This is a genomic window from Streptomyces caniscabiei, from assembly GCF_014930365.1.
Taxonomy (GTDB): Bacteria; Actinomycetota; Actinomycetes; order Streptomycetales; family Streptomycetaceae; genus Streptomyces; species Streptomyces caniscabiei.
This window is the reverse complement of sequence record NZ_JABXWI010000004.1, coordinates 72,353-86,274: the sequence shown is the minus strand read 5'-3', so window position 1 is coordinate 86,274 and position 13,922 is coordinate 72,353. Positions and strand designations below refer to the sequence as shown.

The following is a 13,922-nucleotide window of genomic DNA, read 5'->3' as shown; positions in this document are numbered from 1 at the left end:
CCCGCCGTCCGTCCCCGTCCCTACCACTGCGCCGTACCGCCGTCGACGCTGATCAGCGTGCCCGTGATACCGGCGCCCGCGTCGCTGGCGAGCAGCGAGGCGACCGCGGCGATCTGTTCCACGGTGGTGATCTCCTTGGTGGCGGCGTGCTCGGCGAACCGGCCCAGCCACTCCTCGTAGGAGATGCCCTCGGCCTCGGCCGCGGCCGGTCCGGCGGCCCGCATCAGGTCGGTGTCGACGGCGCCGGGGCAGATGGCGTTGCAGGTGATGCCCTGGGTGCCGTACTCGAAGGCGGTCGCCTTGGTCAGTCCGTGGATCGCGTGCTTGTTGGTGATGTAGTGGCTGATCGCGGGCTTGTTGGCCTGCTTGCCCTCGACGGAGGAGATGTTGATGATCCGTCCCCAGCCGCCCGCCAGCATCTTCGGCAGCGCGCGCCGGGTGCCGTAGAAGTAGGCGTTGAGGTTCAGCTTGAGGGCGTCGTGCCAGGCCTCGTCGCTGAGCTGGTGGACCGGGGCGAAGCCGGAGGTGCCGCCGGCGTTGTTGACCCAGACGTCGAGCCGGCCGAAGCGCTCGGCGGCGAAGTCGGCGAGGTTCTCGATGTCCTCCTGGCTGTTGGCGTCACAGGGGTGGAAGACGGCCCGGTCGCCGGCGCCGATCTCCTCCAGGGCCTGCTTGCCCTTGAGTTCGCTGCGGCCGCTGATGACGACCGTGGCGCCGTCGGCCAGGAACCGTTCGGCGATGGCGCGGCCGATGCTGCGCGTGCTGCCCGTGATCACCGCGACACGTCCGTCGAGGCTGCCCGAAGCCACCATGGTGTTCTCCCGCGAGTGTTGTTGGTTCGTCACCTGGTGGCTCTGTCGGCTTGCGTGCCTTCGGCTTGTCTGTCCAGGTGCTGGTGGATGGTGCGGTGGAAGTGCTGGAGTCCGGGCTCGTTGCGTCCGAAGACGAAGTCGGTCCCGTCGAGGGCGGCCAGGCCCTGCTGGACTCCGTAGGTGGTCGCGTAGTCCTCGTCGCGGACCACCTCGTGGAACCATGCGCCGAACCGGTCGGCGGCCTCGCGCTCCTCCTCGGTGACCGCCGGTTCCCGCAGCAGGATGATCTGCTGGGTCACCGATTCGATGGCCGTCCGGGGGAGCACCAGGGAGACGGCGATCTTCTGCCGCCAGCCGCCGGCGATCGCCAGGCCGGGGAAGAGCCAGTAGATGGGGCCGACGCATTCCCCCGGGTCGCGCCGGTCCGGGGGCAGTTCGACCGCCTGCGCGATGGGGCGCAGGGCCGGGGCGATGCGCTGGTGGGGGCCCCAGGTGTCGTGGGCCATCATGTTGGAGAGGTTCGTCTCGAACACCGTCTTGGGGTGCAGCGAGGCGAAGTGGTACGTCTCCAGGTACCCGTCGAGGGTGACCTTCCAGTTGGGGCTGCTCAGTTCGCCGGTGGAGTAGTGGTGGCACTCCGCCAGTCGCAGCCCCTCCAGCAGGGGCAGCAGATCGCCCAGCCAGTCGTCCAGGTCGGGTTCGGCGGCGGGGTCCAGCGAGACGAAGACGATCCCCGCCCGTTCCCCGGCCGGCAGCCTGATCAGGCCGCGGCCCTCGCGCGGAACCTCGCCGAAGGTCTTCTCGGCGTACACGCCCCGCAGCTCACCGGCCAGGTCGTAGGACCAGGAGTGGTAGGGGCAGGTGAGCCGCCTCGACACCCCGCAGCCGGGTTCCACGAGCTTGGCCCCCCGGTGCCGGCAGGCGTTGATCATCGCGTGCACGGCGCCCTGCCGGTCACGGGTGATCAGCACCGGGAGGCCGAGCACGTCGATCGCCTTGTAGGTGTTCGGCCCGGGAAGCTCGCAGGACATCGCGAGCGGCAGCGGGACGCTCCGGTGGACGGCGTCCGTCTCCCGTCGCCAGCGGTCGGCGTCGAGGTAGTGGGCGACCGGCTCCGTCCACTGGCCGTCCGCCTCGTGCGTCGTGCTGTCGCGGTAGTGCGTCAGCACACGTTCGACGAGTTCGGCGGCCTCCCGCCGCATCGTCACGGACGCGGCGTCGGTGGACCGGTCCCGGCTGATCCACGAGGAGTACTCGGGGGTGGAGGGGGCCGAGGGCGGCTCGCTCCCGGCGTCCGTCTCCCGAAGCTCCGGTGAACTGGTCTGGACCACGATGTCCTCACAATCCCTCCCAGCCGCGAGCCGGTGACCGGCTTCGGAATGCGACAGCTGGGTTGTGTCCGAAACGACAACAGGACTTAGTGTGGTCTGTCAATAGAAAGTGGAGAAGTCGAGGCTCGGTGTCCCGTGGGGGTGCGTGTGGTGGTGATGACGCGGCCGTTCGAGGTGGGCGTGGTGGTACGGGACTTGGTGGTGATGGAGCGTTTCTACGGTGACGTGCTCGGTTGTCGCGCGGTACGCCGCACGCGCGTGCCGGAGTCCGTCGGTGGTCCGGCCGGGCTGGGTGGCGAGCTGGTCGTGGTCTGGCTCCAGGCGCCCTGCGGAGGGTGTGTCAAGTTGCTTCTTCCCTCGTCGCCCGTGGCGCCGGCGTACGAGGTGCTCGGGCCGGCCGGGCGCATGGGGCTGTCGTATCTGACCTTCCACTTCGACGACATGGACCCCGTGGTGACGGCGCTGACGGCCGTGGGCGCCCGGCCGCTGTCGGACCCGGCCGTAGTCCAGGCGCGGGGGCGGCGCGTCAGCTTCTGGTCGGATCCGGAGGGCAACGTCGTCGAGCTCGTGGACGCCCGCCCGCAAGACCCCGGTGCGGGGCGTAGTAATTAGAGACGCTGTTCAGTAAGGTGCCCCGTGTTGGTTACTGTAGACCGACACAAGTAAGTCCGATTGCTTGGCAACCTCCCTCGGGCGAAGGGGCGGACGATGGCTCAACGAGCGTCGACGGCGTCAGAAGAATCCGCGCAGGTCAGCAAGGTTCTGTCCGCACAGGTCATCAAGGATCTGCATGAGCGCATGGTGCGCATCCGGCTGTTCGAGACCGAGGCGGGCAAACTCATGGAGGCGGGCAAACTCCCCGGCTTCCTGCATCTCTACGTCGGCCAGGAAGCCGTGGCCGCCGGCGTGATGGCCGCCCTGCGCGACGACGACCAGATCACCTCCACCCACCGCGGCCACGGGCACGCCGTGGCCAAGGGCGTCGGCCTGCGGGAGATGTACGCCGAGCTGTACGGCCGCGTCACCGGCGCCTGTCTCGGCCGCGGCGGAAGCATGCACATCAACGACCTCACCCGAGGCATGCTCGGCGCCAACGGCATCGTCGGAGCGGGCGTCCCGATCGCGGTGGGCGCCGCCTTCGCCGCCCGGTACAAGGGCGAGGACAGCGTGGCCGTCACCTTCTTCGGCGACGGCGCCACCAACATCGGCGCCTTCCACGAGGGCGCCAACATGGCCGCCATCCTCGACCTGCCCGTCGTCTTCGTCTGCGAGAACAACGGCTACGCCGAATTCACGCCACAGTCCAAGCACATGCTCCTCACCGACGTGGCCGACCGGGCCGCCGCCTACGGCATGCCCAGCGTGATCGTCGACGGCATGGACGCGGTCGCCGTCCACCGCGCCGCCGTCGAAGCCGTCGAACGGGCCCGGTCCGGCGGGGGCCCGATGATGATCGAGGCCAAGACCTACCGCTTCTTCGACCATCAGGGCGTCAAGGGACTGCGCCACCCCTACCGCTCGGACGACGAGGTCGCCGAGTGGAAGGCCCGCGACCCCATCGACCTGATCGAGACCCGGGCCGTCGCCGACGGCACCGCCACCCGCGCGGAGCTGGACGACACCTGGCAGCGCACCCGCGACGAGATCGCCGAGGCCATCGCGTACGCCGAGGCGAGCCCGCTGCCCGACACCGCCGACCTGCTGCTCAACGTCTACTCGGGATGACCGCCATGACCACCCGCACCGAAGCACAGGCCGTCGCCCCGAACAGCACGGCCCGCAAACTGTCCTACGTCAAGGCCTTCAACGAAGGACTCGCCCAGGCCATGCGCGAGGACGAGAACGTCTTCGTCGCCGGCGAGGACGTGGCCGGATACGGCGGCGTCTTCCGTATGTTCGACAACCTGCTCGACGAGTTCGGCCCCCGCCGCATGATCGACACCCCCATCTCCGAGGCCGCCCTCGTCGGCCTCGGGGTAGGGGCCGCCGCTCGCGGACTGCGTCCCGTCGTCGACCTGATGTTCATGGACTTCATCGGCGTCTGCCTCGACCAGATCGTCAACCAGGCCGCCAAGATGAAGTACATGTTCGGCGGCTCCGTCTCCGTGCCGCTCACCATCACCACCGCCTCCGGGGCGGGCCTGGGCGCCGCCGCCCAGCACAGCCAGAGCCTGGAGGCCTGGCTCGCCCATGTGCCCGGCCTGAAGGTGGTGATGCCGAGCGACGCGTACACCGCCAAGGGCCTGACCGTCTCGGCCATCCGGGACGACAACCCGGTCGTCGTCATGCTCAACAAGGTCCTCCTCGGCAGCGCCTGCGAGGTGCCCGAGGAGATCTACGGCATCCCGCTCGGCCAGGCGCACACCGCCCGGCACGGCTCCGACGTCACCGTGATCGCCCTGGGCCGGATGGTGGGGGAGGCCCTCGCGGCGGCCGACGAACTCGCCGCCGAGGGCGTGGAGATCGAGGTGATCGACCCTCGCACCGTGCAGCCCCTGGACACCGAGACCATGTTCGCCTCCGTCCGCCGCACCAACCGCGTGCTCGTGGTGCACGAGGCCGTCACCTTCGGCGGACTCGGAGCGGAGATCGCCGCACAGATCCAGGACGCCGCCTTCGACCACCTCGACGCCCCCGTCCTGCGCATCGGCGCCCCCTTCTCTCCGGTGCCCTTCTCCCCGGTCCTGGAGAAGGCCTACGTTCCCGATCGCGACCGGATCGCCCAGGGCTGCCGGCGCCTCCTCGAAAGGTCGTGACCGACGTGGCGGTCGAGGTTCTGCTGCCGAAGATCGGCCTGACCATGCAGGAAGGCACGATCGACGAATGGCTCGTGCCCACCGGCACCGCCGTCGCCGAGGGCGACGCGCTGCTGCGACTGGCCACCGACAAGGTCGACGTGGATGTGGAGGCGGAGGCCGGGGGACTGTTCCACCCGGTGGTCCCGGCCGGGTCCACCGTCCCCGCCGGGGCCCTCATCGGCTGGCTGCTGGCCGAGGGCGAGCAGCCGCCGGACCCGGGCGGTACGCCGATGCCGGGCGGGGCCGGGGCCGGTGACACGGCTGAGGCGACGGCGGCTGCCGTGTCCGGGAGCAGCGGTACGGCCGCACCCTCCCGCAACGGGCAGCCGGCCACCCTCGGGCCCGGAGACCGGCTCCTGGCCTCACCGAACGCCCGACGGGTGGCGTCCGGGGCCGGCGTCGACCTCACCGCCGTACGCGGCACCGGACCCGGCGGCCGGATCGTCTCCGAGGACGTGGAGGAGTTCCTCGCCGCTGCCGCTGCCCCCGCCCCGGCGGTGGCCCAGAAGTCGCCCGCGGTCCTGTCCGCCGACCCCTTCCTTCCCTCTGTCCTTCCCGTCTCGCCGCTGGTCCGCCGGCTGGCGAAGGAGCGGGGGATCGAGCTGTCGGAGGTGAACGGCACCGGGCCCGGCGGCCGGATCCGCAGGTCCGACCTCGATGTGCTCGGCCCGGCGCTCGAACCGGCACCCGCCCGCCGGAGCGTCGCACCCCGGCACACCGCCCCCCGCCCCGGAGACGTCCTCCCGCTGACCGGGATGCGCGGCACCATTGCCCGCCGGATGCACGCCAGCCTCCAGGAGATGGCGCAACTGACGCACGGGTACGAGGTGCGGATGGACGCCGTGGTGACCCTGCGGGACCGCCTCAAGGAGGAGTGGGCCGACAGCGGCCTGCCCGTGCCCGGCCTCAACGACTTCCTGCTGAAGGCCGCCGCCCTGGCCCTGCGCGAGCACCCGCTGCTCAACGCGACGGTGCGCGAGGACGGCGTCCATCTGCTCGACGACATCCACCTGGGGTTCGCCGTGGCCGTTCCGGGCGGCCTGATGGTCCCGGTCATCGAGGACGCGGGGGCGCTGCCGCTGCCCGAGATCGCCCGCCGGTCGAGGGCCCTGGCCGAGGCGGCGCGCGAGGGGCGGATCTCCCCGGCCCAGTTGGAGGGCGCCACCTTCACCGTCACGTCGCTGGGCGGCTACGGCGTCGACTTCTTCACGCCGGTGATCAACCCGGGCAACGTGGCGATCCTCGGGGTGGGCAGACTCAGGGACGGCGTCGAGTGGAGCGACGACCGGCCGCTGCGGACACGGGTGCTCACCCTGAGCCTCACGTTCGACCACCGCGCCGTCGACGGGGCACCCGCTGCCGAGTACCTGCGTACGGTCGCGGAGCTGCTGAGCAAGCCCCTGCGTCTGCTGGTGTGACCCGGTGGCCGGGTTGCTGCCCGGCCACCGCCGGACTATCCGGCCACCGCCGCGTCGGCGATCCGCTCCGCGAGCCGGTCGACCTCGCGGACGAACGAGCGGTGCCCGAGCGACCGGTACACGTCGTCGCCCCGGACCTGGGAGATGGCAGCGGTCTCCAGCAGCGCCAGCAGGCCCAGGCCGATCACGGCCGCCTCCGCCTCGGTGACCGACTCGCGGGCCTTGTGGATCAGCCGCACCAGTTCGGCCAACAGGTTCGTACGGCTTTCCAGGCGGAGCGCCTCCGCCTCCTGGCTCATGCCGGCCGACGACACGAAGAACACGGTGGCGGCGGACCGGTGCTCGCCCAGCCAGGCCAGCAGTGTGGTGACCGCCGGCCCGATGTCGGAGCCGGGCTCGTGCGCGTCGGCGAGCGTCCGCAACTGCTCGCGCAGCGCGTCGGCGAACACCCGCATGCCCTCCGCCAGGACCTGGTCCTTGGAGGAGAAGTGGTAGTACACCGCCGCCGAGGTCATCTCCGCGCGGGCGGCGATGTCGGCCACCGTCACCTCGTCCGGCGGCTGCGTGGCGAACAGCTCCGTGGCGGCCTCGATCACCCACTGCTTGCGCGACGGACGGTGAGCGGCGCGGGCCTTGGATGTCGTCATGATGTCAAGTATGCCGGGACATCCGTGCCCTGGCTGCACTGGCGTAGCAGGAATGACGCCGTCGGCCGGTCGGAGTTACTGGATAGCATGGTCAGTACACAGGGGCTCGCGGACGCGGGTCCGCGGCAGTCGCCAGGGGAGCATGATGGCCACCACGAAGAACGGCAAGCAGCCCGCCCACCGCCCCTCGCGACGGCAGCACATCATCACCGCCGCCGTCCGGGTCTTCGGCCGCAACGGCTTCGCGGAGACCAGCATCCAGGACATCGCGGCCGAGGCCCAGGTGGTGCCGACGGCCGTCTACTACCACTTCGACGGCAAGGAGGAACTGCTCGAACTCGCCATGCGGCGGGTCTTCGACCAGCTGAACGCGGTCGTGGAGGCCGCCCGGCCGGAGTCCGAGCCGGGTGACGCGGAGGGGCTGCTGCGCGTCATCGACGCCGTGTGGGACTGGGTGGAGCAGAACCCGGACGAGGCCCGCCTCTACCAGGTGCAGACGGCCTCCGCCAGCGGCAATGTCAAGGCGCTCCGCGACGAGTTCGAACAGCGGCACATCCAGCGCGGGTACGACTACCTGCCCGAGGGCACCACCCGCAGCCCCCGGGCGGCCAAGGCCCGGCACGCGGCGCAGGCGCTCGCCGTCCGCACGCTGATCAGTACGACCATGCTCGTCACGGCACTGCGGGCGGAAGGCGGGCCGCTGTCCCGGATGCCGTCCCGGTCCGTGCTGGAGGCGGTCAGGGAACTCGCCCTGCGCATCGTCGCCACCGAGCAGGAACCGGCCCCGGCCTCGTCCCCCTCCAAGTCCACGGCACGGGCCTGAGACGGTCCTGGCCCTTCACGCGCCGCCGCCTCTCACACCGTGAGGACCGAGCAGGCGCTGATCCCGGGAGCCCCGTACACATGGGTGAAGCCCACCCGGGGAGCGCCCGGCACCTGCGCGCCCGGCGCCCGGCCCTGCAACTGCCGTACGACCTCGTGGAACTGGCGCAGCCCCGAGGCACCGACGGGCTCACCGCCGGCCAGGCAGCCGCCGTCGGTGTTGACCGGGATACGCCCCGTGGGATCGGTGTCCCCGCGGGCCAGCAGCTCTTCCTGTTCGCCGTGCCCACACAGGCCGGTCTCCGCCAGGTGGATCAGCTCCGAGCCGCTGTCGGTGTCCTGCAACTGCGCGACCCGTACGTCTTCGGGCCGTACGCCGGCCGTGTGGAAGGCCGCCTCGGCGGCGTCGACGCTGGGGCTGCGGTGCGGACCCGGCGGCAGCCAGGGCGAGAACACCTCGAACGAGCCGAACCGCCGGGTACGGAAGGCCAACGACGCCAGCCGCACCGGGCGCTCGCACAGGTCGAAGGCGCGGTCGCCGCGCGCCAGGACCAGCGCCGCCGCGCCCTGGCCCGGTGAGCAGAACATGTACTGGGTGAGCGGGGGACTGACCTCGGCGGAGTCCAGGATCTCCCGCTCCGTCAGCGGCTTGCGCCGCCACGCCAGGGGGTGTCGGGAGCCGTTGCGGAAGGCGCGCGCGGCGACCGCCGCCAGCGCCCGCTCCGAGATCCCGTGCTCGTGCAGATACCGCTGGGTCTTCAGGGCGAAGAACTGGGTGGTCAGCATCATGCCGGTCTCGGCGTACCAGTCGCCCAGGCCGTAGCGGGCCGCGGAGACGTGGAAGGCGCCCCGTTCGTGCTTGTCGAAGCCCACCGCCAGCCCCAGGGACGCCTCGCCCGCGCGGAGGGCGTTGGCCACGGTGAGGACGGTGGAGGCACCGGTGGCGCAGCCGTTCTGCACATTGACGAACGGCACCCCGGTCAGTCCCAGTCGGCCCACCAGCGTGTCGGGCTTGCCGGAGACGTCGGAGCCGCCGACCGCGTAGTCGATGTCCGCCCAGGAGACCCCGGCGTCGGCCAGCGCCTCGCGTACCGCACGCTCGGCCATGTCCATGCCGGTGACATCCTCGTCGCGGCCGAAGGGATGCATCCCGCATCCGACCACGTAGACGTCCTCGCTGCGGCTCATCGCTCCCCTTCGGGATCCGGGCGGAACGCGAAGGTCAGGACCTCGGTCCCGTCCTCGTCGTGGTACGCGGGCACCGTGGTGAGCCGCACCGGCAGCCCGATCCGTATCTGCGCGCGGGGAACCGCGAGCCGCGCCTCGACCAGCACCTCACCGAGGTCCACATAGCCGACGTGGTAGGGCCGGTGACCGCCGGCCGGCGGCCGGTACGGCGGTTTGGGCCGGAACGCCTGGAGCGTCCACGACCACACCCGCCCGTTCACCGGCAGCACATGGCCGGCCATGTGCCCGTCCGAGCACCTGGGGCAGGAGTCCTGCCGGGGGAAGACGACGGTGCCGCACGCGGAGCAGCGGGCGCCCACGAGTCGCGGTGGCGCCCCCTCTGCCCCCTCTGCCCCCTCGGCCCCGTCGGCCCTGTCGGCCCCGTCGTCGAACAGCGAGTCGTCGATGAGTCGGGTGGTCATAGCGGTTCCGCCTTCCACGTCACCAGCCCAGCAGCCCGGCCAGCCGTTCCCGGTGATGTGCGGCGCCGCCCAGCAGGACGGCGTCGGACTGGGCGCGCCGGAAGTACAGATGTGCGTCGTGTTCCCAGGTGAAGCCCATGCCGCCGTGCAACTGCACGCACTCGGCGGTGACGGACACGAAGGCCTCGCAGGCCCAGGCCTGTGCGACCGCCGCCGCCTCCGCCAGCGCTTCGCGCGAGTCGGCAGCCCGGACGGCGCGCACCACCGCCGACCGCGCGCCCTCGACCTGGAGCAGCATGTCGGCGCAGGTGTGCTTGACCGCCTGGAAGCCGCCGATCGCCCTGCCGAACTGGGTACGGTCCCGCACATGGGCCACCGTCATGTCCAACGCGGCCTGCGCGCCGCCGAGTTGCTCGGCGGCCAGGGCGACCAGGGCCACGTCCAGGGCGCGGGAGACGACCTCCGCCCCCTCGCCTCCGGCGGTCAGGGGCCGGGCCCGGGCACCGGAGAAGGTGACCACAGCCTGGCCCCGGCTGAGGTCCAGGGTGGGCACCCGGCGAACCGTGACCCCCGGCCCGCCCGGGTCGAGAAGGAAGAGGTCGACCCCGTCGGTTCCCGTGGCGGCCACCACGAGGGCCCGGGCGTCGGCGCCGTCCAGGACGAACGGAGCCGTGCCGTCGAGGATCGGGACGCCGCCCTGCCAGGAGACGGCCACCGGCACCGAGCCGGGCCGCCATGTGCCGTCCGCCGCGACGACCGCCAGGGCGTGCACCGTGCCCCCGGCCAGTTCGGCGAGCGCCTTGTCGGCCGTACCGCAACCGGCCAGCACCTGCCCGGCCAGCACGGTGGACGACAGCAGCGGTACCGGTGCCAGCGTCCTGCCCAACTCCTCGCAGACCACGGCGATCTCGGCGAGACCGCCGATGCCTCCGGCCGGCTCGGGCAGCCCGAGGGCCGCGAGGCCGACCTGCCGGCCGAGGGTGTCCCACAGCTCGGCGTCGATGCCGGGGGAGTGCTCGGGCTGCCTGCGGACCGCCGCGGTGCCTCCGGCGTCCGCGCACACCGACCGTACGGTCTCGCGCAGGTCGTCCAGTTCGGCATCCGACACGGCCGGGCCGTCCGTCAGGGCGCTCGTCATCGTGTGCTCCCGCTTCTGTTCCCGCTCTCGTCCTCGTCACGCCGCGCGCGCAGGGCACTGTGCGCGGCCGCCATCCGGGCCACCGGCACGCGATGCGCGGAACAGGACACGTAGTCGAGGCCGAGGCCGTCGCAGAACGCGATCGACTCCGGATCGCCGCCGTGCTCCCCGCACACACCCAGCTTGATCTCGGGCCGCACGCTCCGGGCCCGCTCGACCGCCAGAGCGATCAGGGCGCCCACACCGTGCGGGTCGAGCCGCGCGAAGGGGCTGGCCGTCAGCAGGCCGCGCTCCTGGTAGGTGGCGAGCACCTGGCGCTCGACGTCGTCCCGGGAGAACCCGTAGGTCAGCTGGGTGAGGTCGTTGGTGCCGAAGGAGAAGAACTCGGCGTGTGCGGCGAGTTCCCCGGCCAGCAGCGCGGCCCGCGGGGTCTCGATCATCGTGCCCAACCGGTAGGGAACCTCCACCCCGGTACGGGCGGCGACCGCCTCGGCGGCCCCGCGTACGTACGCGGCGGCGACGGCCAGTTCCTCCGGCAGGCTGACGAGCGGGATCATCACCTCCAGCGCGGGCCGGACCCCGGTGGCGGCGACGTCCGCCCAGGCGGCGAAGAGCGCCTCGGCCTGCGTGGGGTAGAGCCGCTCGTGCAGCAGTGCCAGCCTTACGCCCCGCAGCCCGAGCATCGGGTTCGCCTCCCGCAGCGCGGCGGCCCGCTGCTCCTCGTCCGCGTCCAGGGCCTGGCCGGGAGAGGGCAGGAACTCGTGCAGCGGGGCGTCCAGCAGGCGCACGGTCACCGGACGGTCGCCGACCGCGGCCAGCAGAGCCCTGAAGTCCTCGTGCTGAGCCTGTCCCAGCGCCACCAGCGCCTCGTCGCGGGCGGCCGGGTCGGCCGCCAGGATCACCCGGCGGACCAGCGGCAGCCGCTCCCCGAGGAACTGGTGCTCCGTACGGCACAGCCCGACCCCCTCCGCGCCGAGCGTGACGGCGGTGTCGACCTCGGCGGCGGTGTCGGCGTTGACCCGCACACCCAGCCGGCGCATGCCGTCCGCGCGGTCGAGCAGGGTGGACAGCTCGGGCGGCGGTCCGGCGACACTGACGCTGAGCGTCCCCGCGTAGACGGCGCCGGTACGGCCGTCCAGCGAGACGGGGTCGCCCTCGTGCAGCAGCCGCTCCCCGATCCGCACCGTCTCCGCGTCCCGGTCCACGCGCAGCCCCTCGGCGCCGCACACCGCGGGCGTGCCCGCGCCCCGCGCCACCACGGCGGCATGCGAGGCGATACCGCCGCTGCCGGTGAGGACGGCGACGGAGGCCAGCATGCCCGGGACGTCCGCCGGGGTCGTCTCATGGCAGACGAGCACGACATGGGCGCCGTCCGCGCTCAGTTCGAGAGCACGTTCACTGGACAGCACGATCACACCGGTCGCCGCGCCCGGGGAAGCGGGCAGCCCCTTCACCAGCAGCTCCTCGCCCCCGGTCAGCCGGAGTTGGGGGTGCAGCAGCTCCTGCACCTGCGGGGGACTGATCCGGAGCACGGCCTCCTCGGGGGTGAGCGCGCCGTCCCGTGCCAGGTCGGCGGCCAGGCACACCGAGGCCCGTAGCGGCGGCCGTTGCTGCGCGGAGGCGGCGAGCAGGGAGATCTCGTCGTCGCGCACCTCGAAGTCGACGGAGACGGGCGCGCGCAGATGACGTTCGAGGGTGAGCAGGGAGTGCTCCAGCAGAGCCGTTCCGCCCGCGAGCCGGTCCAGCGGCTCACTGGTGTGCGGTGGGGGTGCGCTGCGGCGCACGCCCCGGAAGAACGAGCCCTGCGGGGAGAGCCGGCCGGTCTCGGGGTGGCGGCTGACCGCCGTGCCGTAGCCCGAGTGGTCCGCCGGGCCGATGCGCAGCGCCTGGACGTGCAGGGCGATACCGAGATCGGCGGGCAGCCGCTGCGCCTTGCGGGACCTCCGCGCGCGCGGTGAGTCCCACCGCGCGAGGAGGGCGCGGGCGGCCAGCGCGAGCTGCTGGGCCGGGTCGTCGGGGAAGGGCCGGGAGCCGTGCCGCGCGACCAGGGACAGCAGGGCCTCGACCCGGGCTCGCGGCTCGGGCGTGTCGAGGAGCAGGTCGTCGAGCGTCGCGCCGGGTACGTCGAGGGCGTACTCGGCGATCATCCGCACGCCGGCGGCCCACACCTCGTGCAAGGCGTCCGCGCGCCCGATGACGGCGCACAGGTCGTCGGCGGCCGAGGGCGTGACGCCGAGACAGGCGAGGTCGGGCGGCAGTCCGGCGATCTCGGTCGGCGCGCTCGCCGACAGACGCAGCAGCAAGGGGCGGCCCGCGTCGCCGATCCGCCGGCCGGAGAGCTGTTCGATGAGGTCGACGGCGGCCCGGGCGGTGCCGGGTTCGCAGAGGGACGTGGAGGCACCGGCCGGGACGGTGAGCCCCGGGACGACCGGCAGCCCGAGGGCCACCAACCCGTCCATGGCCGCGCCGTGCACGCCCAGTTCGACGGCGTCGAGACCTCTGATCCGACCCTGCCCGTAGGGCACCAGGACCCGGCCGGGGGCCTCGGAGGTGGCGGGCGGGGCGTCGGGTTGCGCGAGCGGCGCGTCGGGCTGTGCGCGCGGAGCCTCCGGCCGTGCGAGCGGGGGCTCCGGCCGTGCCACGGGGCCCGGCTCGCGGTCGGTGACGCTCAACCCCGGCTCCTCGTGACCAGTTCCTCTTCCCGGGCCTCGTCGTCGGCCCGGGAGATCCCCAGAACGAGCAGCAACTCCTGGTGCAGCCGCATCCACACGGTGTGGTACGAGTCGCACAGCGGCGAGGCCAGCCACTGCGGCTCGCCGTCGTCGAAGCGGTCGAGGGCCTCCTCCAGCGCGGTGACGTACTGTCCGCTGCCCTCGAGTACCGGCTCCAGTCTGCGCAGCACGGGCTGGATGGCCTCGTGCACGTCCTCCAGAGACTCGCGCACCCCGGCGTCGTAGACGCTGTCGGAGTGGTCGTTGGGGCTGCCGTCGGGGCGGCACTGCCATGCCGTGCACACCTCGCGGATCTTCCTGTTGACCGGCAGGAAGGCCTCGTACGCCGCGATGATGCGCTCCTCCTGCGCCGACCCGGGCGAGATCCGCAGGATCCGCGCGGCGACGGCCTTGGCACGCTCGGTCGGCAGCACCATCGGACCCTTCACCATCGCCAGCCCCGCGTCCACCAACGGGCGGTGCTCGGCCTCGGGCCTGCCGCGCCACATGCCACGCAGAACGAGATCGACGACGGCTTCGGTCAGCGTCTCGTCGAAGGCGTCCGGAAGGTCCACGGCAGCAGATTGCATCGCCAC

The 13,922-nt window shown here is 72.4% G+C and carries 13 protein-coding genes; 5 read left to right on the top strand and 8 right to left on the bottom strand.

Features of this window, described 5'->3' with window-relative positions:
* Window positions 1-20 precede the first annotated feature (20 nt).
* Window positions 21-845 carry an SDR family NAD(P)-dependent oxidoreductase gene (locus HW837_RS12110; protein ID WP_234442770.1) on the bottom strand — a complete coding sequence of 275 codons (825 nt, stop codon included), beginning with the start codon at window positions 843-845 and terminating at the stop codon, window positions 21-23.
* Window positions 842-2,143: an aromatic ring-hydroxylating oxygenase subunit alpha gene (locus HW837_RS12105; protein WP_045561973.1), complete on the bottom strand. Its 1,302-nt coding sequence runs from the start codon at window positions 2,141-2,143 to the stop codon at window positions 842-844. Before HW837_RS12105 ends, HW837_RS12110 begins: the two co-directional genes overlap by 4 nt.
* A 156-nt stretch (window positions 2,144-2,299) precedes the next feature.
* Here HW837_RS12105 and HW837_RS12100 point away from each other — a divergent pair, with 156 nt between their 5' ends.
* From HW837_RS12100 to HW837_RS12085, 4 genes are all read left to right on the top strand, one after another.
* Window positions 2,300-2,755, top strand: a complete 456-nt coding sequence (locus HW837_RS12100; RefSeq protein WP_196788892.1) for a VOC family protein — start codon at window positions 2,300-2,302, stop codon at window positions 2,753-2,755.
* Window positions 2,756-2,851: 96 nt separating this feature from the next.
* Window positions 2,852-3,868 (top strand): thiamine pyrophosphate-dependent dehydrogenase E1 component subunit alpha, encoded by a 1,017-nt coding sequence (locus HW837_RS12095; RefSeq protein ID WP_045561974.1) that lies wholly within the window; start codon window positions 2,852-2,854, stop codon window positions 3,866-3,868.
* Window positions 3,869-3,873: 5 nt separating this feature from the next.
* On the top strand, window positions 3,874-4,899 hold the full coding sequence (locus HW837_RS12090) for an alpha-ketoacid dehydrogenase subunit beta (RefSeq protein ID WP_045562024.1): 1,026 nt from the start codon (window positions 3,874-3,876) through the stop codon (window positions 4,897-4,899).
* Window positions 4,900-4,904: 5 nt separating this feature from the next.
* On the top strand, window positions 4,905-6,359 hold the full coding sequence (locus HW837_RS12085; protein WP_193382298.1) for a 2-oxo acid dehydrogenase subunit E2: 1,455 nt from the start codon (window positions 4,905-4,907) through the stop codon (window positions 6,357-6,359).
* 35 nt (window positions 6,360-6,394) lie between these two features.
* Here the strand turns inward: HW837_RS12085 and HW837_RS12080 are convergent, their stop codons facing one another.
* On the bottom strand, window positions 6,395-7,006 hold the full coding sequence (locus HW837_RS12080) for a TetR/AcrR family transcriptional regulator (protein WP_045561975.1): 612 nt from the start codon (window positions 7,004-7,006) through the stop codon (window positions 6,395-6,397).
* 145 nt (window positions 7,007-7,151) lie between these two features.
* Here HW837_RS12080 and HW837_RS12075 point away from each other — a divergent pair, with 145 nt between their 5' ends.
* Window positions 7,152-7,829 carry a TetR/AcrR family transcriptional regulator gene (locus HW837_RS12075; protein WP_237270149.1) on the top strand — a complete coding sequence of 226 codons (678 nt, stop codon included), beginning with the start codon at window positions 7,152-7,154 and terminating at the stop codon, window positions 7,827-7,829.
* Between the two features lie 32 nt (window positions 7,830-7,861).
* Here the strand turns inward: HW837_RS12075 and HW837_RS12070 are convergent, their stop codons facing one another.
* The 5 genes from HW837_RS12070 to HW837_RS12050 are packed head-to-tail and all read right to left on the bottom strand — an operon-like array spanning window position 7,862 to window position 13,916.
* A complete protein-coding gene (locus HW837_RS12070) occupies window positions 7,862-9,016 on the bottom strand; it encodes a thiolase family protein (protein ID WP_045561977.1) in 1,155 nt (384 codons plus the stop codon).
* Complete coding sequence (locus tag HW837_RS12065) at window positions 9,013-9,477, bottom strand: Zn-ribbon domain-containing OB-fold protein (RefSeq protein ID WP_193382297.1); 465 nt, start codon at window positions 9,475-9,477, stop codon at window positions 9,013-9,015. Before HW837_RS12065 ends, HW837_RS12070 begins: the two co-directional genes overlap by 4 nt.
* Before the next feature lie 19 nt (window positions 9,478-9,496).
* Window positions 9,497-10,615, bottom strand: a complete 1,119-nt coding sequence (locus tag HW837_RS12060; protein WP_045561979.1) for an acyl-CoA dehydrogenase family protein — start codon at window positions 10,613-10,615, stop codon at window positions 9,497-9,499.
* Window positions 10,612-13,287, bottom strand: a complete 2,676-nt coding sequence (locus tag HW837_RS12055; RefSeq protein ID WP_196788855.1) for a putative PEP-binding protein — start codon at window positions 13,285-13,287, stop codon at window positions 10,612-10,614. Before HW837_RS12055 ends, HW837_RS12060 begins: the two co-directional genes overlap by 4 nt.
* A complete protein-coding gene (locus tag HW837_RS12050; protein ID WP_196788854.1) occupies window positions 13,284-13,916 on the bottom strand; it encodes a hypothetical protein in 633 nt (210 codons plus the stop codon). Before HW837_RS12050 ends, HW837_RS12055 begins: the two co-directional genes overlap by 4 nt.
* Between the last annotated feature and the right edge of the window lie 6 nt (window positions 13,917-13,922).

Excerpts from the sequence above, each read along its gene's own strand:
- HW837_RS12075 (WP_237270149.1), top strand. The coding sequence starts at position 7,152 with ATGGCCACCACGAAGAACGGCAAGCAGCCCGCCCACCGCCCCTCGCGA.
- HW837_RS12095 (WP_045561974.1), top strand. The coding sequence starts at position 2,852 with ATGGCTCAACGAGCGTCGACGGCGTCAGAAGAATCCGCGCAGGTCAGC.
- HW837_RS12090 (WP_045562024.1), top strand. The coding sequence starts at position 3,874 with ATGACCACCCGCACCGAAGCACAGGCCGTCGCCCCGAACAGCACGGCC.
- HW837_RS12060 (WP_045561979.1), bottom strand. The coding sequence starts at position 10,615 with ATGACGAGCGCCCTGACGGACGGCCCGGCCGTGTCGGATGCCGAACTG.
- HW837_RS12100 (WP_196788892.1), top strand. The coding sequence starts at position 2,300 with ATGACGCGGCCGTTCGAGGTGGGCGTGGTGGTACGGGACTTGGTGGTG.
- HW837_RS12050 (WP_196788854.1), bottom strand. The coding sequence starts at position 13,916 with ATGCAATCTGCTGCCGTGGACCTTCCGGACGCCTTCGACGAGACGCTG.
- HW837_RS12070 (WP_045561977.1), bottom strand. The coding sequence starts at position 9,016 with ATGAGCCGCAGCGAGGACGTCTACGTGGTCGGATGCGGGATGCATCCC.
- HW837_RS12080 (WP_045561975.1), bottom strand. The coding sequence starts at position 7,006 with ATGACGACATCCAAGGCCCGCGCCGCTCACCGTCCGTCGCGCAAGCAG.
- HW837_RS12065 (WP_193382297.1), bottom strand. The coding sequence starts at position 9,477 with ATGACCACCCGACTCATCGACGACTCGCTGTTCGACGACGGGGCCGAC.